This is a genomic window from Bradyrhizobium sp. CCBAU 11357 (assembly GCF_028128865.1).
In the GTDB taxonomy this organism is placed as follows: Bacteria; Pseudomonadota; Alphaproteobacteria; order Rhizobiales; family Xanthobacteraceae; genus Bradyrhizobium.
The window spans coordinates 1-21,756 of the sequence record NZ_LBJW01000082.1 but is presented as its reverse complement, the minus strand read 5'-3'; the positions used below and the strand labels follow the sequence as shown (position 1 = coordinate 21,756).

Sequence of the window (21,756 nt, the reverse complement as noted above, 5' to 3'; positions counted from 1 at the left end):
GTATTGGTCAGGCATCATCCATGTCAACTGCGCATTGATCCATGCTCCAATTGGATTGATCCGCTGCAATGGGCGACGGCGTTCCTTGCGCAGATCGGGCTGCAGGCCGATCCTCGCGGCAAATCTCCGGGAAATGGCGGTGATTTCGCTTGGCTGGCGACGGGCGGTATGCGCGCCGCGACGCTCCGTGACCGCAGCCGGCTACCTTGCCTGTGTCGTCGCTTTGGCCATACAGTCCGCGCAACGGCTGCGGCAACGACCGTGGCGAAGAAAAAGACGAGGGAGAAGCCGCACCATGACCATCGTGCCCGTGAACCGTCGCGCGTTCATCAAGTCATCGGCGGCGGTCACCGCCGGCATTGTGCTCTCTCCCGCCATCATCGGCCGCGCCGAAGCTGCGACGCTGAAGCTGAAATGCTCCTCCTCGCTGCCGAACGATCCCAAATACGCCAATGGCCGCGTCTACTACGACAACCTGGTCAAGAACCTGAAAGGCAACGGCCTCGGCGAGCAGATCGAGGTCGCTTTCTTTCCCGACAACCAGCTCGGTCAGGAGATCGACGTCATCAATTCGGTGAAGCTCGGCGTCATCGACCTCATGGTGTCGGGCTCGTCGATCTCGGCCAATCTGGTGCCGCTGGTCGGCACCTTCGATCTCGGCTTCCTGTTCTCGAGCTTCCCGCAGCAGACCAAGGCGTTCGAGGCCGGTGCCGCCAAGCCGATCGAGGACGCACTGCTCAAGGGCGGCAACATCCGCATCATCGCCTGGGCCTATAATTTCGGCTCGCGCAGCGTGCTGGCGAAGAAGCCGGTGAAGACGCCGGAGGATCTCGCCGGCCTCAAGATCAGGACGCTGCCCAATCCCGTCATCACCGAATGCCTGCGCCTGATGGGCGCCGCCGCGACGCCGCTGGCGTTCGGCGAAATCTACACGGCCTTGCAGGCCGGCGTGCTGGATGGCCTGGAGCATGACCCGCCGACGATCCTCGCCAGCAAGTTCTTCGAAACGTCGAAATTCTACGCGCTGACGCAGCACAATTTCTCGCCGCTCGCGATCTATTTCAGCGACATGACCTTTGGCCGCATGGATCCGAAGCTGCGCGAGGGTTTCCTCGATGCCGCCAAGAAGGCCGCGGCCGACACCCGGGCCCATGGGCTCGCGGTCGAGAAGGAGGCGCTGGCAGCCTTGACCGAGAAGGGCGTGACCGTGGCCGAATGCGACCGCGAGGCGTTCAAGAAGCGCGTCGCGCCGCAACACGAGAACTTCATCAAGGCGCGGCCGGAGTCCAAGGCCGTCATCGACGTCATCCGCGCGACCCAAGCTTGATATGACCAAATCTGACGTGGCCATGTCAGCCGCCGTGCCCCTCTCGGGCGGCCGCCATGGCAGCATCACCTTGCTGCTTCGCGCCAGCGACGCGACCGCGGCCGTCCTCCTCGCCGCCGATCTCGTGGTCGTCTGCGCCTCCGTGCTGCTGCGCTTCTTCTTCAACGCGCCGGTCGAATGGTCCGACGACGTCGCGCGCGGCCTGATGGTCGGCTCGGCCTTCTTCGGCGCGGCGAGCGCGCTCGCGCGCGCGGAGAATGTCGGCGTCTCCTTCTTCCGCGATCTCTTGCCGGTGCGGCTGCGTTCGCTGGTCGATGCCGCAAGCGCGCTGCTGATCGTGCTGATTTCCGGCTACGTCGCCTACAACGCGATCAAGCTGGGCTCGCTCACCGCCGGCCAGACCACCGGCTCCGGCCTGCCGCTGGAGCTGACCTTCTACCCGATGGGCATCGGCGCGCTGTTCATGACAGTGTTCGCAATCGATCATCTCTGCGCGAGGCCGCTGCCCGACATTGTCAGGGGATTCATTGCGATCCTCGTCGTGACGGGCCTCTATCTCGCCTGGGATTATCTATCACCATCCTCGGTGCCGTCGGCGGGCACCCTGATGATGATCGGCTTCTTCGCCACCCTGTTCGGCGGATTGCCGATCGGCTTTGCGCTGGCACTGGCCGCGCTGATCTTCATCTGGGTCGAGGGCGCACTGCCCGGCGTGATCTTCGCCCAGCAGATGGCGCGCGGCATCGACAATTTCGTCCTGCTCGCGATCCCCTTCTTCATCCTCGTCGGCTATCTCATGGAAGCCAACGGCATGTCGGTGCGGCTGATCGAGCTGCTGCAGCGCGCCGTGGGCCGCATGCGCGGCGGCCTCAATGTCGTGATGGTGGCCTCGATGGTGCTGTTCTCGGGTATCTCCGGCTCGAAGATGGCCGACGTCGCCGCGGTCGGCTCGGTGCTGATCCCGGCCGCGCGGCGCTCCAAGCAGAACCCGGGCGGCGCGGTGGCGCTGCTGGCGGCCTCGGCGGTGATGGCGGAGACGATCCCGCCCTGCATCAACCTGATCATTCTCGGCTTCGTTGCCAACCTGTCGATCGGCGGCCTGTTCGTCGCAGGGCTGCTGCCGTCGGCGCTGATGGCGCTGGTGCTGATCGCTGTGTCCATCATCTTCGGCAAGCGGCCGGACAAGGTCGAGGACGTCGAGCCGCAGATGCCGGTGTCGGGGCTGTGGAGCGGCGCGATCGCATCCTTCGGCCTGATCTTCATGATCTTCTTCGGCTTCAAGAGCGGCTTTGCCACGGCGACGGAGATCTCGGCCTTCGCGGTGGCCTATGCGCTGGTCGTCGGCAGCGTGGTGTTCCGCGAGCTCGGCTTCAAAACCGCCGCGCATAGTTTCGTGCAGGCGGCGACGCGTGCGGGGCTGGTGCTGTTCATCGTCGCCGCCGCGCAGTCATTGGCGTTCACGCTGACCTTGCAGCAGGTGCCGCATGCGGTCGGCGACTTCATGCTGGGCCTCTCCAAGACCTCCGGCGTCTGGCTGTTCATCCTCTTGGCCATCGCCGTCCTGATCGTGATGGGCTCGGTGCTGGAGGGGGCCGCCGCGCTGATCATCTTCGGTCCGCTGCTGCTGCCGGTCGCAGTGCAGCTCGGCGTCGATCCCCTGCATTTCGGCGTCGTGCTCGTCATCGCAATGGGTATCGGCCTGTTCGCGCCGCCACTCGGGCTCGGCCTCTACGGCGCCTGCCTGATCGGCAACGTGCCGATCGAGCAGACGGTGAAGCCGATCATGGGCTATCTTGGCCTCCTGTTCCTCTGCCTGCTCGTCATCGCCTTCGTGCCATGGCTCTCGACCGCGCTGCCGCGGGCATTCGGCTACTGAAGGAGTCCTGTCGTGAAAGTCCTGCTCGCGCATACCCCGGAGATGCGGCGCAACTATTACGGCGATCGCAGCCTGAACGGCCTTCGCGCGGCCGCCGAGGTGATCCTGCACGAGGGGGATGAGCCGCTGGACGCAGCCAGCCTGGTGCGCGCCGCGAAGGATGCCGACATCATCGTTGCCGATCGCATGACGGAAGGGCGCGGCGAGATCTTTGCGCAATTGCCGCGCCTGCGAGCGTTCGTCCGCTGTGCCGTCGACATCCGCAACGTCAACGTGGACGCGGCCTCGCAAGCCGGCGTGCTGGTGACCCGCGCCGGGCCCGGCTTCGTGCAGGCCGTGGCCGAGCTCGCGCTCGGCTTCATGGTCGACCTCTCCCGGGGCGTATCGCGGACCACGGCGGACTATCAGGCCGGCCGCAAGGCTGAGGCGCGGATGGGCCGCCAGCTCGCCGGCAGTCGGATCGGCATCATCGGCTACGGCAGCATCGGGCGCTACCTCGCCGAGATCGCAAAAGTGCTGCGCATGGAGGTGCTGGTCTCCGATCCCTTTGCGACAGTCAGCGATGCCGCGATCCGCCAGGTTGGTCTCGACGAGCTCCTCGCCGCCTCGGACTATGTCGTCTGCCTCGCCATCGCCAATGAGCAGACCGAGAACCTGATCGGGGAGGCGGCGCTGGCGCGCATGCAGAAGCACGCCGTCTTCATCAATCTCTCGCGCGGCAATCTCGTCGACGAGGCCGCCCTGGCACGCGCGCTGCGTGAGGGCCGCATCGCCGGCGCCGCCATGGATGTCGGCCGCGCGCCCGATCAGATGCCGACGCCCGAGCTTGCCAAGCTGCCGAACGTCATCGCCACGCCGCATGTCGGCGGCCTGACGCCGCAGGCCATCGAATACCAGTCGCTGGAGACCGTGCGACAGGTCGAGGCCATCGTGAGCGGAGAAATCCCGCAAGGCGCCGTCAACGCCGACCGCTGGACGCGGCGGCCGTGAAGAGCCCTAAAGCCGGTCCACGGCCTTGAACGTCCCGTCCTTCTGGATCACCGTCAGGAACACCTTCGGCGGCGCGTCGAGCATGCGTGTGCCGACGGTAAAGAGGCTGCCGCTGATGTCGAAGCGGCCGGTATCGTTGATGGCGCGCAGCAGGCTTGCGCGCGTCGGATTGGGGCCGGCCTTTTCCAGCGCCGCGGCCGCGAGGCGGCCGGACAGATAGCCTTCCAGCGACACGAAGTCCGGCGTCAGCGTCGGATCGAACGCCTTCTGCGCCGCCTGATAGTCGGCGACCAGCTTGAGCGAGCGGTCCCATGGAAACGGCACGACCTGCGAGACGATGACGCCTTCGCCCTCAGGGCCGAGTTCCGCCGCGAGCGCAACGGCGCCGACGAAGGAGATGTTGACGAAGGTTGGGCGGGCGCCGCTGCGGTGGGCGAGCTTGATGAACTCCGCGCAAGGCCCATAGGTCCCGACCATGACGATGGCTTCCGGGTCGGCGCGCTTGATCATGCGCCAGGCCTGGACGACCGCGCGTGTGTTGCGCTCGAAAGTGCCCTCGGCGGCGAGCTCGAGGCCGCGCTTGGCGAGCGCACGCTTGACGCCGACAAGCCCGTCGCGGCCGAAGGAATCGTCCTGGTAGAAGATGCCGATGCGCTTGAACTTGCGATCCTCGGTGAGGTGCTTGATCCAGGCTTCCGCCTCCGCGCCGTAGCTCGCACGGATGTTGACGACGTTCGGAAGCTCGAGGTCGCGCAGGAACTCGGCGCCGGTGAACGGGCCGATGAAGGGAACGTTCCTGGCGCTGGTGATCGGGATCGTCGCCATCGCGGTCGGCGTGCCCACCGCGCCGATCAGCGCGAACACCTTGTCGTCATCGATCAGGTGCAGCGTCTGCGCCACCGAACGGTCGGGGTCGTAGCCGTCGTCGCGGCTGATGAGCTGGAGCTTGCGGCCGTGGACGCCGCCCTTCGCGTTGATCTCGGTGAACGCGGCGACGATGCCTTGCCGCATGCGCTGTCCGAGCGCAGAGGAGGGCCCCTCCAGCGCCGCGGCCTGGCCGAACAGGATCGCATCCTCGCTGATGCCGGCCTCGTTGCCCCTCGCCGCAACCGTGGTCGCGGCCAGAAGCGCGACGGTCAGGACGACGGAGCTCGCTGATCGAAATCGATGCATCGGAGGCTTTGCCGGATCGTTGGAAGAAATCTTGCGCAACGTAACGCGCGAGCCTGAACAGCTTGCTAAGCGGCACGACGCAGAAAGGCCGTAGTACACCGGGTTAAACCGGTAACTTATGTCCATAACGCCGGGATCGTTCGCGCACTTCGTTAACTAATTTCCGCATTGCGAAACGACCAATTTCCAAAATTGTGCAGTTCTTAACCGCGGTCTTGTTCCGATAGTGGCTCCGGCACCTCAACCAGAGGTTCGGTTCGTCGCGGAGAGGGGACGGCGGCTTCAAGATGGGCGGTCGCGATCAGAACGATCAGGATCGGAGACGTAGAGGCGGATGGTGGCGTGCCGCGCCGCTGCTCGGGCTCTATCGCCCTGCGCTCGTCGCGGTCGGCGTCGGCCTGCTGTTCTCGATCGTGGGCGCCGCCGCCGTGGCGCGGTGGGAAGATCGCGCCAACAGGATCGAGTTCGAGAACGCGGCCGAGACCCAGGCGATCGTCATGCAGAATGGCATGAACGAGTACATATCGAGGCTTCTCGCGCTGCGCACGCTGTTCGAATCGACCAACGAAGAAGTCACCCGCAGCGAATTCGAGACCTTCAGCGCCCGCCTGTTCGAGCGTCACCCCGGCATGCTGCGCATCTCCTGGTTGCCGCGCGTCAACCGCAGGGAGCGCGCGGAATACGAGACCGCGGCGATCCGGGACGGCTTGTCGGGCTATCACGTCAAGTCGCTCCAGGGCGAGAACTTCGTCACCGCGCCGCAGAGCGACGAATATATTCCGGTGTTCTACTCGACTCAGCCGAAGACTTCGCCGGTCTAAGGCATGGATTACATGACCGTTCCGGAGCGCCGGGCGGTGCTGGAGCGTGCGCGTGACAACGACCGCATCGCAGCCATGCGCACGCGCCTGTTCGAGCCGAAGGACGGCGACCAGCTGTCCTATGTTTTCGTTGCCATTCCTGTCTACGCCAAGGGCACTTCGCGCGAGGAGATCGCGGACCGGCGCCGCAACCTCGCCGGCTTCGTGGTCGGCATCTTCGACCTGCCGCTGCTGATCCAATCCGTTCGTGTGACCACCGGAGCCAGCCCCGCGGTCAGCATGACGGTCTTCCCGCCCTTCACGGCACAGATCGTCAGCCTGGAGCAGATGCTGCCGGATTATTCATCGTCCGCCAGCGCGCTGAGGTCGATGCGGGACCTCGCGCGGACCCTGCACTGGTCGGGCAGTCTCAAGATTGGCGATACCGATTGGCAGGTACGGGCGGTTCCGACCGCCGGCGGTCCGCTGGCGACGACTTATGACCGCGCGGTCGCGGTCCTCGTCGTCGGCATGTTGCTGACGTTGTCGCTGTCGACCTATCTGATGCTCGCCAGCCGCAATTCGCGGCGACTGTCGCTGGCGAACCGGCGGGTGCTCGAGCTTGCCCAGACCGACATCCTCACCGGATTGCCGAACCGCGCCTTCTTCCTCACCCGGCTCGACGAGATGAACAGACAGTTGAGCGTGAGGGGCCTGCCGTTCGCGATCCTGATGCTCGACCTCGACCGCTTCAAGAACGTCAACGATTCCCTCGGTCACGCGGCCGGCGATGCGCTGCTGCGCCAGGTGGCGCAGCGGCTGAAATCCGCAGTGCGCGCCGACGACGTGCTGGCGCGGCTCGGCGGTGACGAATTCGCCATCATCCAGGAGGCCGGCGAGGACCAGCGCGCCTGCTCGACCGAGCTGGCGGCACGCATCGCCAAGGTCGTGAGCGAGCCGTTCGTGCTGCCCGGCCACCGCGTCGAGATCGGCACCAGCATCGGCATCGCAATCGCGCCGGATCATGGCAGCGATCAGGAGCAACTCCTGAAGAAAGCGGATCTGGCGCTCTATCGCTCGAAATCGGCCGGCCGCAACTGCTTCACGATTTATGATGAAGCGATGTCGGCCGAGCTGGAGGCCCGCAACACGCTGGAAGGAGATCTGCGCGACGCCATCGCGCGCTGCCAGCTGGAGGTGCACTACCAGCCGTTCGTCGATGCCCTCAGCGGCGAACGACGCGGCTTCGAGGCGCTGGTGCGCTGGCGGCATCCGACGCGCGGCCTGATCCCGCCGGACCAGTTCATTGCGCTTGCGGAGGAGACCGGGCTGATCGTGCCGCTCGGCGAATTCGTGCTGCGGCGCGCCTGCGCGGACGCGGCCGGCTGGCCCGCGGATCTCACGGTCGCCGTCAACCTGTCGCCGATCCAGTTCAAGGAAGCCGAGCTGTTCGAAATGATCTGCGCGGCGCTCGCCGATTCCGGCCTGCCGCCGCAGCGGCTGGAGATCGAGATCACGGAATCCGTGCTGCTGGAGCGCGGCAGCGAGAACCACGCCTTCATGGAGCGGCTGAAGCAGCTCGGCGTCGAGCTCGCGCTCGACGATTTCGGCACCGGCTATTCCTCGCTCAGCTACCTGACCGCGTTCCCGTTCGACAAGATCAAGATCGACAAGTCGTTCATTCGCAACCTGACCCAGCAGCCGCGCTCATCCGCCATCATCTCCTCGATCGTGACGCTGGCGCGCGGACTGGACATGTCGGTCACCGCCGAAGGCGTCGAGACGCGCGAGGAGTTCGACCGGCTGAAGGCGCTGGGCGTCAATTTTGCGCAAGGCTATCTGTTCGGCCGGCCGCATCCGATCGAGCGGATCCTGTTCGACGCGCCGGTCAAATCCTCACGGCTCGACGCCGCCTGAGCGCGCCCGAGGCATGCGCGAAAAGCGCTTGACCCAGGCATCCCCGGATGGTCCGAAGAACCGTCCAGGGATGAAACAAGCACACAACATGCGGCTTCCGTTCTTCTATGGCTGGGTCGTGGTCGCCGTGACCTTCGTCACCATGGCGATCGGCGTCAACGCGCGCACCGCCTTTTCGCTGTTCTTTCCGCCCATCATCGCCGAGTTCGGCTGGGAGCGCGGCGTCACCGCGGGCGCCTTCTCGTTCGGCTTCGTGGTGTCGGGCGCGGTCAGCCCGCTGATCGGCCGCCTGATGGATCGCGCCGGCCCGCGCGCGGTGATGGAGCTCGGGGTCGTGCTGATGGGCGGCGGCCTGCTGCTGGCGCCGCTGACCAGCGCGCCCTGGCACCTCTATGTCACCATCGGCGTCATGGTCGGCGCCGGCAGCGTCTGTCTCGGCTATTCCGGCCAATCGCTGTTCCTGCCGAACTGGTTCATCCGCAAGCGCGGCTTTGCCATCGGCATCGCCTTCGCCGGCGTCGGCATCGGCTCGGTGACGCTGCTGCCATGGGTGCAGCACATGATTGAGCAGACCGGCTGGCGCACCGCCTGCACCGCGATGGGCCTGCTCGTCCTGATCGCGCTGGCGCCGATCAACCTGCTGCTGCACAAGCGCCCCGAGGACATTGGCCTCCAGCCGGACGGCGATGCCGCCCCGGCCGCGGGCGCGGCAAGGCCGGCCTCCAACGTGGTCGATCCCGTCTGGGCCAACACCGACTGGACGCTGCAGCGCGCCGTCGCGACCGCGCGGTTCTGGTGGATCGCGCTCGGCTATTTCTGCGGCCTGTACATCTGGTACGCAGTGCAGGTGCACCAGACCAAATTCCTGCTCGACGTCGGCTTCAGCTCCAGCGTTGCGGTGTGGGCACTCGGCATGGTCAGCCTGCTCGGCATTCCCGGCCAGATCGTGCTGGGGCACGTCTCCGACCGCATCGGCCGGGAGTGGGTGTGGGCGATCAGCTGTGCGGGTTTCGTCGTCTGCTTCGCCGCGCTGATCGCGCTGAGATATCAAGCTTCGCTCTGGCTGGTTTATCTGATGGTGTTCACGCAAGGCGCGCTGGGCTACGGCCTCACTTCGATCATGGGCGCGGTCGTGTTCGAGATCTTCCAGGGCAGGCATCAGGGCAGCATCTTCGGCACGATCATGCTCGCGGCGCTGGCGGGCGGTGCGGCCGGACCGTGGGTGACCGGCTTGCTCTACGATCGCGCCGGCGACTACACGCTGGCTTTCGCCGTTGCGATGGTCGTGAGCGGAATGTCGGCGCTCGCGATCTGGCGGGCGGCGCCTGGGAAGGTGCGGGCGGTCGCCGGCCGGCTGCACAAGCTCAAGACGGATTCCCGATAGGTTCCGTACACATCAAGATACCTGCAGCGTTTTGGCCGAACGTTAAGCATGTCACGTCTTGCTGCAACGCGACCGGAGCGCAAAAAAACATCTTGGACACCATCGGAGCGCTAGCCTCGGCGGATTGCCGCTCCTTCCCGATGCCTTCCGGGTTTGACGATGTCCGCCTCCGATTGTCTTCTGACCGAAATGCCGGACGTGCTGCGCTCAGTCCTCGAACGTGCTGAAGATGCCGTCGTCATCGTCGATGACGCGCATCGCATCACACACTTCAATTCCGCCGCGGAGCGAATCTGGAAGCTTGCCGCCACCGGCGTGCTCGGCCGCGATGCCGCCGTCCTCAGCCTCGATTGCCTGCGGACGGGCACGGCCGCCGATTTCCGCGGCGAGATCAGCCTCGTGCGTCGCGACGGCAGCCGCATCAGGACGATGGTGTCGGTGTCCGCAGCGACCATCGGCAACGCGGTCCATCGCATCGTTTTTGCCCGCGACGTCACTCTCGATGCCGAGCGCCGCGTCAGGATCGGTCTGCTCGATGCCGTCTCGGACCAGACCAACCGGGCGGTGATCATCACCGACGTGGAGCAGAACATCGTCTATATCAACTCGGCGTTCACGGCGCTGTTCGGCTACACCAACGCCGAGGCGGAGGGCCGCCGCGCTGGCGAGCTCATCGCCGGCCGCCACACCGATCGCAGGGCGGTCGCCAGGCTCGTCAAGCGCCTGAAGCGCGGCGGGCCTCGCGGCGAGGCCGAGGTGCTGGTCTACGACCGGAATGGCGAGGAGATCTGGGTCTGCGCCCGGATCGATGCCTTTCGCGACGGCAAGGGCCGGGTCAAGCACATCTTCGCGCTGCTCGAGGACATCACCGAGACCAAGCAGCTGCGCTCGCTTCAGCAGCTCATCATGGGCGCGCTCGCCGACGAGGTGCCGATCGGCGAGATCGCCGACCGGCTGTGTCGCCGCGTCGAGGAGATCGCGCCCGACGTCGTCTCTTCGCTGCTTCACATCGACGCCGCCGGCCTGGTTCATCCGCTCGGTGGCCCCAGCCTGCCTGAGGACTATTCCCGCGCGCTGGACGGCGTTGCGATCGGTCCCAATGTCGGCTCCTGCGGCAGCGCAGCTTTCCATGGCGTGCCGGTTCTGGCCGAGGATCTCGACACCGACCCGCGCTGGCAGCCCTACAAGGCGATGCCGCTCGCGGTCGGCCTGCGCGCCTGCTGGTCGACCCCGGTCAAGGCCAAGGACGGGCGCGTCATCGCCACCTTCGCCTTCTACTATCGCGAGCCGCGCGCGCCGAGCAACTGGCACCGGCGCATCGTCGAAGCTTGCGTCGATCTCGGCGCCTTCGCGATCGAGCGCAAGGAGGCGCGCGCCGAGATCGCGCGGCTCGCCTATCACGACATCCTCACCGGCCTGCCGAACCGCGCCCAGCTGCGGCATCTGATCACCACGGCGATCGATGCCTGCCCGACCGGCAGCCATGTCGCGCTGGCCTTCCTCGACGTCGATCATTTCAAGGACGTCAACGACACGCTGGGGCACGCCGCCGGCGACGAGCTCCTGGTCCAGCTCGCGCAGCGACTGCGCGAGCATATCGGCCCCGGCGACATGCTGGGGCGGCTCGGCGGCGACGAGTTCGTCATCCTGCTGCCGCAACGTAACGCCGAGGCTGCCGAGCGCGTCGCGGCTGACATCTCCGAGGCGCTGGCGCGGCCGCTGCGGCTCGGATCGAAGCTGATGCCGATGTCCGCCAGCATCGGCATCAGCCTCTATCCCGATCACGCCACCGACATCGCCACATTGATGCAGCAGGCGGACGCCGCGATGTACATGGCCAAGCAGGCCGGACGCTCGACGCATCGCATCTTCAGTGCCGAGATGAGTGTGCTCGCCGAGCAGCGGCTGGCGCTGGTCGCGGCGCTCCGCCGCGCCGTCGCGGAAGGTGCGCTGAGCCTCAGCTACCAGCCGCAGATCCGCAGCTGCGACGGCGCGATCCACGGCGTCGAGGCGCTCGCGCGATGGCGCGATGCCGTGCTCGGCGACGTCTCGCCGGCAAAGTTCATCCCGCTCGCCGAGGAATGCGGGCTGATCGAGCAGATCGGGCTGTGGAGGCCTGCCGCCAGATGGCGAGCTGGCGCCGCGCCGGGCTCAACATCCCCTGCGTCTCGGTCAACCTGTCGCCGATCAATTTCCGCAACGTCACGCTGGCCGCGCGGCTCAAGGACATCCTGGCCGAGCACGAACTGCCGCCGGACGCGCTGATGCTGGAGATCACCGAAGGCACGTTCATGCAGGACGGCGCCGCAGCGCTGGAGACGATGAATGCGATCCGCGAACTCGGCGTCGGCCTCTCGGTGGACGATTTCGGCACCGGCTATTCCAGCCTCAGCCGACTCGCGCATCTGCCGATCCGCGAGCTCAAGATCGACCGCAGTTTTATGCGCGACATCGAGCGTGACGCGGGCGCGCTCGCGATCGCCACCGCCGTCGTGTGCGTCGGCCAGGGCCTCGGCATGAGCGTGGTCGCCGAGGGCGTCGAGACCGAGGGGCAGCGCAACACGCTGGCCGCGCTCGGCTGCGACATCGTCCAGGGCTTCCTCTACGCTCCCCCGCTGCCGCCGGTCGCCTTCGAGCGCTGGCTGATCGAGCATTGCGCCGAGCAGGCGAGGGCGATGCTGGGGCGGCTGGACCTGGCGGCGGCGGGCAAAGCTGCAGTGAAGCGTTCGGCTTCTTGCTGCTCATCGTTCACCGGATCCGCAAGGACTAAACCCGCTCAACCCAGGGATTGAGCGGGCAAAGCAACCGTTCCAGTACATCCGTGAAACGGCGCAACGATCTCAAGCCAGCGGTGGTTCTTCTGTTCCGATCACGGCGGTTTGCGTCTGTCCGTCGATCTGCGAGCAGGGGGTTATCGATTGACAGCGCAGCACGACGGTGGTCAGGTGACGCCACCAAGCCGCTCGCTGTGACATGCAGATCGGGCTCGTCCGAAGTCGCGACGAATGTCGCGCCACTATCCTCACACATCGCAATGAAGCTCCTGCGCAATTGGCTGCCCTGCAGGACGTATCGCATTCGCAGCCCGAGCCAGGAGGATCAATTGCACGTACTCGTCAGAGACAACAATGTTGAGCAGGCGCTCCGCGTTCTCAAGAAGAAGATGCAGCGCGAGGGCGTCTTCCGGGAAATGAAGCAGCGACGGTCCTACGAAAAACCGTCCGAGAGAAAGACCCGCGAGAAGTCCGAGGCCATTCGCCGCGCCCGCAAGCTCGCTCGCAAGCAGGCGATCAGGGAAGGGTTGCTGCCCGCGCCACCGAAGAAGAAACCTTTCGAGCGCAAGCCGCCCTTGCCGGAGATCAAGGCAAGGCCGGAGTAGCGACGACCTGCTTTCCGGATTTCACGCCATGCTGCGTCAGCCGTGACGCCGCAGAAAAGCCCGACCAAGCGTCGCACGCTGTCTTGCTCGTGGCTGAATCCTATCGCCTGAAATCGATGACTCGCAGCACGATGCCCGGCGGGGTGCCTTCGAATTCTGTGGCGCGATACTTGCTCGCCGCGCACGCTTCGATGCGATCCCGTAGGCGGGCGAATTGGGCTTCCCGTTGCTCGGGCCTGACTTGCGGGCCCTGCTCGAGATCGTCCATCGCCGAGGTCGAGATCGCGCAAGGAATCTCCCGGGCGCCGTCATGCATCGAGAACCGTACGATCATCCGGTCGTATTCATGGCCGATGAAGCGGCCGCTGGTCAGGGTCATGGCTTACTCCATTACACGTCGGTTTCCTGGCGCGTTGGCGCCGGCATGCGCGTAGAATGCAGGCAGCCGTCGCTCGGCTCAGCCGTCCCCGGACAGCCTTGCGAAATCGTCGAACAGCGCCGACACGAGCGCACGGTGGCGCGTGTCCTCGGCAGGCAGGCTTGCAGCATAGAGGTTGAGCAGATGGCGCGCCTTCACCGCGGCTTCCTGCCAGGACGCAGCGGGCACCGTCATCATGCGGTGCTCGAGATCGGCCTCGCGCTCGCGCAGCTCTCTGACATGGGCCTCCACCTCGGCTAGCGCGCGGCGCAGGTCGGTGGCCTTCTGCGCGGCCATGCCACGGTGCTTATCGAGGTCGACAGGCTGGTCAGTCATTGGTCATGCTCGCGTCCGCAGCTTGCGCATTCGCAAGATCGACGGAGCCGATCGACAGTCTCTCCATGGTACCGCGCGCACCCTCGGCGGGCACGGTGATCATCGTGGCAATCCGGCGATAGGCGGCGAAGGTCAAGCCGTCGATCGTCTCCTCGTCCGTGACAACCTCATAGGCGCCCGCCGGCAAGATGCGCTCGATGCCGCGGATCCGGAACGGATGCCTGAATATGACGGTCTCTTGCCGCGAGCGGATGGTCATGCAGCCTGCCTTTCGCAAGTGAAGCCCCCACCGGTGCCGGCTGCTTGCGAGCATGCGCCTTTGCCGCGGCAATAGCCAGCACTATCGTCTGCGCACCGGCCAGCGATCAGTGTCACGGAGCGACGGCAGTCCGCGACGCACTTAACGCTCGCTATTGGTTCGGCACGGGCGTAGGGTCGCCGTCATCACCGCGCTTCTCAACGGCATCGACCGGTGACTGAGGGTCACGTGTGCTCCCGCCGAAGGCTTCGCAGGAGCGTTCGATGTCGCGTGTACGCATCTCGGAATGGATCGTGCCGCCGGTGATCGTTCCGCTGTTTCTTCTGCTTCTCGTGTGCGCCGCTGCGGTCCTCAATGGCTAGGACAATACGCGTGCCGTATCTGGTCAGCGGCACCAACGAATACGGCAGCTCAAATCTCGGCCGCGGAACTGCGACGGTCGCGCTGCGTCTCGCGGAGAAGCTGCTGCGCGAGGGCTACATGGACGTCAGGGTCTGCACCCCGCGCGGCCGTGTCCTGCAGCCCAATGAATTCGACGAACTCAAACCAGCAAGGAAGAGCGACATGGCAAAGGGCCAGCAACGTGGCAACCGCGAAGCCAAGAAGCCGAAGAAGGAAAAGGCCAAGGTCATTGCCGCGGCCCCGTCCCGCAAGGACGCCGCCTGGCAACCGGATTTCGGATCTGCGAAGAAGAAGTAAGGAGAAGCTGCCGCCGAGCAGTGGGCGAGACAGCGCAAGGCGGCGTAGGCGCAGGTGATCGACTGAGCGTAGTCGGCTGTCGTGATGGCCTCGATGGGCCTGCGCGCGTCACAAGCGCGCGAGATGGGGCGGGGGCGAGCTGGGCAGACGTCGAACGACAGCGCGCCAGCGCCATTGGAATCCGTTGAGATCTCTCGTGAAAACGTCTTGCGACGACAACGGCGGCGGGGAATCGCACGGCCGCCATTGCCATGTGCCAGTCTGGACCGTCGCTTGCCGATGTCGGATAATTGGGCCTGATCTGGCGGCGGGCGCTCAGCTCCCAGTCTCCTCACATCTGAGATTGATCCCATGGCACACGGCGCCGTCGCGCAGAAGCTCGAACGATTCCTGCATTTGAAGGATGCGCCGCCGACGCTGGTGACGCGTTCGCTGCGCAGCGCCGAGCTCGCGGTCACCGAAACCCGGGACGACCATCCCGTGACGCGGCTTTCCGAATCGTTGGCTGCGGAAGACGCCTATCTCGTCAGCGTCAAGCTCCGCGATTTCGTCGATTGCGAGTGCTGGGAGCGCGGCCGATGCGTGATCAAGAACGATATCCGCGCCGGCGCCACTTATCTGTACGACCTGAAGCGCGACCCGCGTTACGTCATCGACAAGCCCTTCCATTCCCTGTTCTTCCATCTGCCCCGTTCGGCGTTGGACGACATGGCGAGGCAAAGCGGCGCGGGGCCGATCGGTGAGCTCGCCTATCAGCCCGGCATCGGCCACGACGATCCGACCATCCGCCATCTCGGCGCGTCGCTCCTGGCGGCGTTGCGGCGGCCTGACGAGGCCAACCAGCTCTTCGTCGACCACATGATGCTCGCGCTCACCGCACATGTCGTTACGACCTATGGCGGGTTGCGGCGCGCCGAGCCGGTGCGCGGCGGCCTTGCTCCGTGGCAGGTGAAGCGGGCTTGCGAAAGGCTGGAGTCCGATCTCCACGGCAAGCTCTCGCTGGAGCAGATTGCCGCGGAGTTCGATCTCTCCGTCAGCCACTTTTCGCGCGCCTTTCGCGTCTCCACCGGCCTGCCGCCGCACCAATGGCTGCTGCGCCATCGCGTGGACACGGCCAAGCAATTGATGACGGTGCGCGACCTGTCGCTGGCGGAGATCGCGGTATCGGCCGGCTTCGCCAATCAGAGCCACTTCACTCGCGTGTTCTCTTCGCTCGTCGGCATCAGCCCGGGAACGTGGCGCCGTGAACGAGCGGCAACCGCTCTCGATGCCAGAGACAACGGCGCGGCTGCGCCGCCCGCTGCAGGCATCCGCTAGGCCGAGGCCAATCCCGTCCTGCGCCTGAGATCCGTGAGCGCGCGCAGGAAACTGTCGGCCGGTGTCGTCTCGGGATCGATCAGGCGGTGCAGGCGAAATCCGTCTTCCAGCGCGAGCACGATCGCGGCCATCCAGGGCGGTTCCAGATTGTGGTTGCGTCCGTTGCTCTTCAGCGTCGCTTCGATGATGTCGGCGACCAGCTTGCGCCGCGCGCGCAGGCGTTTGGCAAGCTCCGGGCGGCGCTTCTCGGCGCGCGCGACGAACAGGATCATCTCCATGTGGAGCAGGGGCGAGCGGCCGAGCGGATCCTGCCGGCTGCGGTCCATCGTCTTCAGCGCCGCGATGAAATCGTCGAGATTGTCGTGCTGCGCCAGGATGTCCATGTTGCGCCGGATCGACTGGGCGACATGGTCCTCGAGCATGGCGATGATCAATTCGTCCTTGCTCGCAAAGTTCGAATAGAACGCGCCGCGGGTGAAGCCCGCCGCCGCCGCGATCGCCTCGATGCTGGCGCTGCCGATGCCGTCCTCCTCGAACACGCGCGCCGCCGCCTCGAACAGCCTGTCGCGCGTGTCGTCTCTGGTCGGCCTGGTTCTCACCCTTGACATCGGCGCAGCTTAGGGCAGAATGCAACTCGATACAATAATGTATCGAGTTGATGATTTACAGGGATGGTTACGCCGGGCGATGGGGCAGCCTTGCGTATGCGTGTCATGCGGCAACCGATCCGAGGTCACCATGAACGAGCAAGTGCAACCCGCTGGCGGACCGCTGTTCAACCCGCTCTCGCCGGATTTCATCCGCGACCCCTATCCGCACTATGAACGGCTGCGCACGCTCGATCCGATCCACCTGACGCCGTTCGGCCAGTACGTCGCCAGCCGCCACGCCGAGGTCAGTCTCGTGCTGCGCGACAAGCGCTTCGGCAAGGATTTCGTCGAGCGCACCACGCGCCGCTACGGCCCCGAGATCATGAAGGAGCCGGTGTTTCGCAGCATGAGCTACTGGATGCTGCAAGCCGATCCGCCGGACCACACCCGCCTGCGCGGCCTCGTCGTGAAGGCCTTCACCGCCCGCCGCGTCGAGGACATGCGGCCGCGGATCCAGGAGATCGTCGACCAGGCCATCGATGCCGTGATCGAGCGCGGCCACATGGACCTGATCGAGGACTTCGCCTTCCGCCTGCCCGTCACCGTCATCTGCGACATGCTCGGCATCCCCGACGAGCATCGCGAGACCTTCTACAAGAGCTCGCGCGACGGCGGACGGCTGCTCGACCCCGTGCCGCTCTCGCCGGAGGAGATCAGCCAGGGCAACGCCGGCAACCTGATGGCGCAGATGTATTTCCAGCAGCTGTTCGAGCTGCGCCGCCGTAGTCCCGGCGACGACCTCATCACCCAGCTGGTGCAGGCCGAGGAGGACGGCAACAAGCTCACCAACGAGGAGCTGACCGCCAACATCATCCTGCTGTTCGGCGCGGGGCACGAGACCACCGTCAACCTGATCGGCAACGGCCTGCTCGCGCTTCACCGCAATCCGGATCAGCTTGCGCTCCTGAAAGCGCGACCCGAGCTGATGACGAACGCGATCGAGGAGTTCCTGCGCTATGATTCCTCGGTGCAGATGACCGGGCGCGTCACGCTGGAGGACATCGAGGACCTCGGCGGCGTGAAGATCCCCAAGGGCGAGACCGTGCTGTGCCTGCTCGGCTCGGCCAACCGCGATCCCGCGATCTACCCGGATCGGCCTGACCGGCTGGACGTCAACCGGGCAAACGTCAAGCCGCTGTCGTTCGGCGGCGGCATCCATTTCTGCCTGGGGGCCCAATTGGCACGCATCGAGGCCGAGATCGCCATCGCCACGCTGCTCCGGCGGCTGCCGGATTTGCGCATCGACGACGTCGAGACCCCGGAATGGCGGCCGACCTTCGTGCTGCGCGGGCTGAAGCGGCTGCCGGCGAGCTGGTGAGGGGCTCTCAGCGTTAACCTCCGCGCGCAACAGTCGCTGTGACTTCGCCACACTTCCCCCTATATAAGGGGATGTTCCGGCGCGCCTGAGGCCCTCTGCTTCGGCCCGGGCCGGTTTGGCCGAGGGGAGACCCGTGCAGACGACGCTGCTCGGATTGGCGATTGCCTTCATCATTGCGCTGCTGGCCGCGCTGATCGGGCCTTACTACATCGACTGGAACCAGTTCAGGCCCCAGTTCGAGGCGGAGGCCGGCAAAATCATCGGCGTGCCGGTGCGGGTGGCGGGCGAGCTCGACGCGCGGCTGTTGCCGGCGCCGACGCTGCGGCTGCGCGCCGTCACCTTCGGCGGCAACAACGATCTCGGCCGCCTGCGCGCCGACAAGCTCGACGTCGAGTTCAGCCTGGGCTCCCTGATGCGCGGCGAATGGCGCGCCACCGAGCTTTCGGTCGGCGGCATGGCGGTCGATCTTGGCCTGGACGCGCGCGGGCGGGTCGATCTGCCGTCGACCGCGAGCGGCACCTTCAACCTGGCGTCCCTCGCCATCGAGCGGCTGAACCTCACCGGCCGCGTCGCCTTCCACGATGCCGCCAGCCGCTCGACGCTGGAATTGAACGACATCGCCTTCTCCGGCGACGTGCGCTCGCTCGCAGGTTCGGTGCGGGGCGACGGCAGCTTCAGCGCGCGCGGCGTGCGCTACCCGTTCCGCGTCTCCTCCGGCCCCAGCGCCGACGGCAGCGCGACCCGTCTCCACCTCAACATCGATCCCGGCGAGCGCCCGATCCTCGCCGATCTCGAAGGCGTGCTCGCCTTCGACAATCGCCAGCCGAAATTCGAGGGCGCGCTGACGCTCGCCGTGCCCGTGGCCAAGAAGGCGGGCGAGGCGGGGCCGACACCCTGGAAGCTCGCGACCAGGCTCAAGGCCGATCCGGCCGGCGCGAAATTCGAGCAGATCGATGCGAGCTTCGGCGCGGAGGACACCGCGCTGAAGCTCGGCGGCGTCGGCGATATCAGGTTTGGCGCCTCGCCCTTGCTGCGCGCGGTGCTGTCGGCGCGGCAAGTCGATGCCGACAGGCTGACCGCCAGGGACGATGCCGATCCGCAGCGCGTCCTGCCGGCACTGCGCGCAGGGCTGGCGGCGATCCCGCAGGTGCCGATCCCGGCGCAGATCGAGTTCAATGCCGATCAGATCATGCTCGGTGGCCGTCCGCTCCAGAACATCGCGGCCGAGCTTGCCACCGACGGCCGGTCCTGGACCTTTCGGCGGCTTGAGCTGCGCGCGCCCGGCATGACGCAGCTCTCGCTCAATGGCGCGGCTCCCGGCGCCGACAGTTTCAGCGGCCGGCTCAGCGTCGAGTCCTCGGATCCCGACACGCTGGTAGGCTGGCTGCAGGGCCGCAGCGAGATCAACCGCCGCAGCACGCGGCCGCTGCGCCTTTCCGGCGACGTCACTATCGCCGCCAATCATCTCGCCATCGACAGGCTGAAGGCCGATATCGACGGCGGCGCCGTCGAAGGCCGCATCGCCTTCGTGCAAACAGGCCCAAGCAAGGGCTCGCGGATCGATGCGGACCTCAGGGCCGATCGGCTCGACCTCGATGCCGCCGCGAGCTTCGTGCGCGCGCTGGCGGGGCCGCAAGGCGAATGGCCGGAGGAGGCAAAGCTCGCGCTCGATATCGGCCGCGCCATCTCGGCCGGCCAGGAGCTGCGGCCGTTCGCAGCCAGGCTCGCCTACAGCCCAGCGTCGCTGTCGCTGGAGCAGCTGCGTTTCGGCCAGGCCGGCGGCGTGACCACGGAGGCCAGCGGCAGCTTCGACCGCGCCAAGGCCACCGGCAAGCTCGCGCTGAAATCCTCGGCCAATTCGCTGCGCGAGCTCACCGCGCTGATCGAGCCGTTCGCGCCCGCGATGCGCGCGCGCCTCGATGCGCTCCCGTCTTTGCCCGGCGCGACTCGTCTCAAGCTCGATCTCAGCCTCGACAAGAACGCCGAGCAGGCCGCTCGCAGCAATGCCCGCATCGTGCTCGACCTCGACGCACCGCAGCTCAAGACCATTGCGACGCTGGCCGCGCAGACGCCGGCGGCCGCCATCGGCGGCATCGACCTCGAACGCCTGCGCAACAGCGACTTCACGCTGGAGGCGAAAGTCGCGGCGCCGCAGGCCGGCGCCCTGTTGGCACTGTTCGGGCTCGACCGCATCGTGGCCCCGGGCGAGGGCGCCACGCAATTCGAGGGCCGCTTGAGCGGGACCTGGCGCCGTCCCTTGCAATTGAACGCAAAGCTCAGCGGCGGCGGGCTCGATGCGGACGCGCAAGGCAGCATCGAATTGTCGGAGCCCAAACCGTCCGAGCCCAAATCATTCGAATCCAAATCGTTTGAGCCCAAATTGTTCGATCCCAAGGCGAGCGTGAACCTGCGCGTGCGCAACGCCAATCTGGCGCCGCTGCTCGGGACCAGCCCGGCCGACAAGTCGGCGCAGAATGTCAGCCTGTCCTCCCGCCTCACGCTCTCCGGCAATCGCCTGACCTTCGGCGATCTCGACGGCAATGCCGCGGGCTCGCATCTGCGCGGCCATGTTGCGGTGACGCTCGATCAGGACAAGACCGTCGACGGCGAGGTCGGGCTCGACGCACTCGATCTGGTGCCGGCGCTCGCCGTCGCGGTCGGCGCGGCCGGTCATGAGTCCGGCGACCCGCTCAGCGCCGGACTAGTCAGCGGCTGGCGCGGCCGCATCGCCTTCCAGGCCCTGCGCGGAACGTTGCCCGGCGGCATCGAGCTGCGGCCCTTCGGCGGTACGATCCGGAGCGACGGCCAGTCGCTCGCGCTCGATGCCCTCAAGGGCGGCGTCGGCGGCGGCGAAATGTCCGCAAGCCTCGACGCGCGCAATGGTGCGGGTGGTCTTGCGCTCAGCGCGCGCATCGAGCTCAACAATGTCGATGCGTCGGCGCTGCGCTATCGCGATCTCGCGCTGCCCAAGGGGCGCGCCTCGGTGCAGATGGCGCTGACCAGCCAGGGCCGCAGCGTCGCGGCGCTCACCGGGGCGCTCGCCGGCAACGGCACGGTGACGCTCGAATCCGCCGAGATCGCCGGCCTCAATCCGCGTGCGTTCGAGATCGCCATCCGCGCCAGCGACGGCGGTCAGGTCAACGACGACAACCGGCTGCGGCAGCTCGTCGAGCCCGCGCTGTCGGCGGGGCGCATTGCGGTGCCCTCGGCGCAGATTCCGTTCACGATCCGCGACGGCCGCCTGCGGGTCGGCGCAACGCCGCTGGAAGCGAAGAATGCCCGCGCCATCGTCTCCGGCGGCTACGACATTCCCGCTGACCAGGCCGACATTCGCGCCAGCCTGACGCCGATCATGACCGGGCTCTCCGGCGCCCCGCCGGAGATCCAGCTGTTCGCGGCAGGCCCGCCCGACAGGCTGAGCCGCACCATCGACCTCGCGCCGCTGTCGTCATGGCTTGCTGTGCGCACGATCGATCGCGAGACGCGGCGGCTCGACGCCATCGAGCGCGGCGAGCCGCCGCCGGCCACCGCGGCGCTGCCGACACTGGTCTCTCCCGATGGCGCGCCCGAGCCGGCGCCGGGCAATGTGCCGTTGCCGGGCCAGGATCCGCGCCGCGCGCCGGCAAAGCCCAAGGTGCCACCGGTCCCGAAGGCTCCGCAGGCCGCGCCCGCCGCGCCGAGCCTGCCGCTTGCCAGCCAGCAACTCGCACCGCTCCCGCCGCCGATCGACGTAAAGCCGGCCCCGGGCCCGCCGCCCGCCAAGCCCAGGCCGAAGCCGCCGCTGGTGCTGACCCCGCAAAATCCGTAGCGCGCTCTTGGTTCGCCCGGACCGAGCCGCAGGCTCGCTCACCTCTCCCGCTTGCGAGGGCTTTGCTTAATCGGGTGTGCGGGAGCAGTTCCCGATATGAGATTT

14 protein-coding genes and 2 pseudogenes are annotated in these 21,756 nt (G+C 66.7%); 11 read left to right on the top strand and 5 right to left on the bottom strand.

The window, feature by feature from the left end; all coding sequences use genetic code 11:
• Positions 1-295: 295 nt before the first annotated feature.
• From XI05_RS10760 to XI05_RS10750, 3 genes are read left to right on the top strand one after another with little or no spacing between them, the layout of a single operon-like run.
• On the top strand, positions 296-1,327 hold the full coding sequence (locus XI05_RS10760; RefSeq protein WP_271501259.1) for a TRAP transporter substrate-binding protein: 1,032 nt from the start codon (positions 296-298) through the stop codon (positions 1,325-1,327).
• Positions 1,328-1,349: 22 nt separating this feature from the next.
• The gene (locus tag XI05_RS10755; protein WP_271501256.1) at positions 1,350-3,203 is read left to right on the top strand and encodes a TRAP transporter large permease; all 1,854 of its coding nucleotides are present in this window, start codon (positions 1,350-1,352) and stop codon (positions 3,201-3,203) included.
• Between the two features lie 12 nt (positions 3,204-3,215).
• A complete protein-coding gene (locus XI05_RS10750; RefSeq protein ID WP_271501253.1) occupies positions 3,216-4,193 on the top strand; it encodes a hydroxyacid dehydrogenase in 978 nt (325 codons plus the stop codon).
• 6 nt (positions 4,194-4,199) lie between these two features.
• Here XI05_RS10750 and XI05_RS10745 read toward each other — a convergent pair whose 3' ends face one another.
• Positions 4,200-5,366 (bottom strand): ABC transporter substrate-binding protein, encoded by a 1,167-nt coding sequence (locus tag XI05_RS10745; RefSeq protein ID WP_271501250.1) that lies wholly within the window; start codon positions 5,364-5,366, stop codon positions 4,200-4,202.
• A gap of 287 nt (positions 5,367-5,653) precedes the next feature.
• On the opposite strand from XI05_RS10745, the pseudogene XI05_RS10740 reads away from it, so the two are divergent.
• The 4 genes and pseudogenes from XI05_RS10740 (at position 5,654) to rpsU (ending at position 12,846) form a co-directional block, all read left to right on the top strand.
• Positions 5,654-8,083 (top strand): annotated as a pseudogene (locus tag XI05_RS10740) (bifunctional diguanylate cyclase/phosphodiesterase).
• Positions 8,084-8,171: 88 nt separating this feature from the next.
• On the top strand, positions 8,172-9,467 hold the full coding sequence (locus tag XI05_RS10735; RefSeq protein WP_271501300.1) for an MFS transporter: 1,296 nt from the start codon (positions 8,172-8,174) through the stop codon (positions 9,465-9,467).
• A gap of 159 nt (positions 9,468-9,626) precedes the next feature.
• Positions 9,627-12,259, top strand: a pseudogene (locus XI05_RS10730) (EAL domain-containing protein).
• Between the two features lie 311 nt (positions 12,260-12,570).
• Positions 12,571-12,846 carry a 30S ribosomal protein S21 gene (gene rpsU, locus XI05_RS10725; RefSeq protein WP_025038058.1) on the top strand — a complete coding sequence of 92 codons (276 nt, stop codon included), beginning with the start codon at positions 12,571-12,573 and terminating at the stop codon, positions 12,844-12,846.
• Between the two features lie 100 nt (positions 12,847-12,946).
• Here the strand turns inward: rpsU and XI05_RS10720 are convergent, their stop codons facing one another.
• The 3 genes from XI05_RS10720 to XI05_RS10710 all read right to left on the bottom strand — a co-directional run bounded on the left by XI05_RS10720 (position 12,947) and on the right by XI05_RS10710 (position 13,859).
• A complete protein-coding gene (locus tag XI05_RS10720) occupies positions 12,947-13,225 on the bottom strand; it encodes a DUF1488 domain-containing protein (protein WP_271501248.1) in 279 nt (92 codons plus the stop codon).
• Between the two features lie 78 nt (positions 13,226-13,303).
• Positions 13,304-13,600, bottom strand: coding sequence for a hypothetical protein (locus XI05_RS10715; protein WP_271501246.1), 297 nt, complete (start codon positions 13,598-13,600; stop codon positions 13,304-13,306).
• Positions 13,593-13,859 (bottom strand): hypothetical protein, encoded by a 267-nt coding sequence (locus XI05_RS10710; RefSeq protein ID WP_271501243.1) that lies wholly within the window; start codon positions 13,857-13,859, stop codon positions 13,593-13,595. Before XI05_RS10710 ends, XI05_RS10715 begins: the two co-directional genes overlap by 8 nt.
• 372 nt (positions 13,860-14,231) lie before the next feature.
• Between XI05_RS10710 and XI05_RS10705 the strand changes: the two genes are divergently transcribed.
• On the top strand, positions 14,232-14,558 hold the full coding sequence (locus tag XI05_RS10705) for a hypothetical protein (RefSeq protein ID WP_271501239.1): 327 nt from the start codon (positions 14,232-14,234) through the stop codon (positions 14,556-14,558).
• A gap of 351 nt (positions 14,559-14,909) precedes the next feature.
• Positions 14,910-15,875 carry a helix-turn-helix domain-containing protein gene (locus tag XI05_RS10700; protein WP_271501237.1) on the top strand — a complete coding sequence of 322 codons (966 nt, stop codon included), beginning with the start codon at positions 14,910-14,912 and terminating at the stop codon, positions 15,873-15,875.
• Here XI05_RS10700 and XI05_RS10695 read toward each other — a convergent pair.
• Positions 15,872-16,483 carry a TetR/AcrR family transcriptional regulator gene (locus XI05_RS10695; protein ID WP_271501234.1) on the bottom strand — a complete coding sequence of 204 codons (612 nt, stop codon included), beginning with the start codon at positions 16,481-16,483 and terminating at the stop codon, positions 15,872-15,874. The two genes, XI05_RS10700 and XI05_RS10695, sit on opposite strands and share 4 nt — an antisense overlap.
• Positions 16,484-16,613: 130 nt before the next feature.
• Between XI05_RS10695 and XI05_RS10690 the strand changes: the two genes are divergently transcribed.
• Both XI05_RS10690 and XI05_RS10685 read left to right on the top strand, forming a co-directional pair.
• The gene (locus XI05_RS10690; protein WP_271501231.1) at positions 16,614-17,843 is read left to right on the top strand and encodes a cytochrome P450; all 1,230 of its coding nucleotides are present in this window, start codon (positions 16,614-16,616) and stop codon (positions 17,841-17,843) included.
• A 133-nt stretch (positions 17,844-17,976) separates the two neighbouring features.
• Entirely contained in the window at positions 17,977-21,651 is a 3,675-nt protein-coding gene (locus XI05_RS10685) for an AsmA family protein (RefSeq protein ID WP_271501230.1), read from the top strand.
• The last annotated feature ends 105 nt before the right edge of the window (positions 21,652-21,756 follow it).

What these genes read in the sequence shown, in the direction of transcription:
- XI05_RS10700 (WP_271501237.1), top strand. Translation starts at nt 14,910, where the DNA reads ATGGCACACGGCGCCGTCGCGCAGAAGCTCGAACGATTCCTGCATTTG.
- XI05_RS10735 (WP_271501300.1), top strand. Translation starts at nt 8,172, where the DNA reads ATGCGGCTTCCGTTCTTCTATGGCTGGGTCGTGGTCGCCGTGACCTTC.
- XI05_RS10745 (WP_271501250.1), bottom strand. Translation starts at nt 5,366, where the DNA reads ATGCATCGATTTCGATCAGCGAGCTCCGTCGTCCTGACCGTCGCGCTT.
- XI05_RS10715 (WP_271501246.1), bottom strand. Translation starts at nt 13,600, where the DNA reads ATGACTGACCAGCCTGTCGACCTCGATAAGCACCGTGGCATGGCCGCG.
- XI05_RS10695 (WP_271501234.1), bottom strand. Translation starts at nt 16,483, where the DNA reads ATGTCAAGGGTGAGAACCAGGCCGACCAGAGACGACACGCGCGACAGG.
- XI05_RS10760 (WP_271501259.1), top strand. Translation starts at nt 296, where the DNA reads ATGACCATCGTGCCCGTGAACCGTCGCGCGTTCATCAAGTCATCGGCG.
- XI05_RS10720 (WP_271501248.1), bottom strand. Translation starts at nt 13,225, where the DNA reads ATGACCCTGACCAGCGGCCGCTTCATCGGCCATGAATACGACCGGATG.
- XI05_RS10755 (WP_271501256.1), top strand. Translation starts at nt 1,350, where the DNA reads ATGTCAGCCGCCGTGCCCCTCTCGGGCGGCCGCCATGGCAGCATCACC.
- XI05_RS10690 (WP_271501231.1), top strand. Translation starts at nt 16,614, where the DNA reads ATGAACGAGCAAGTGCAACCCGCTGGCGGACCGCTGTTCAACCCGCTC.
- XI05_RS10710 (WP_271501243.1), bottom strand. Translation starts at nt 13,859, where the DNA reads ATGACCATCCGCTCGCGGCAAGAGACCGTCATATTCAGGCATCCGTTC.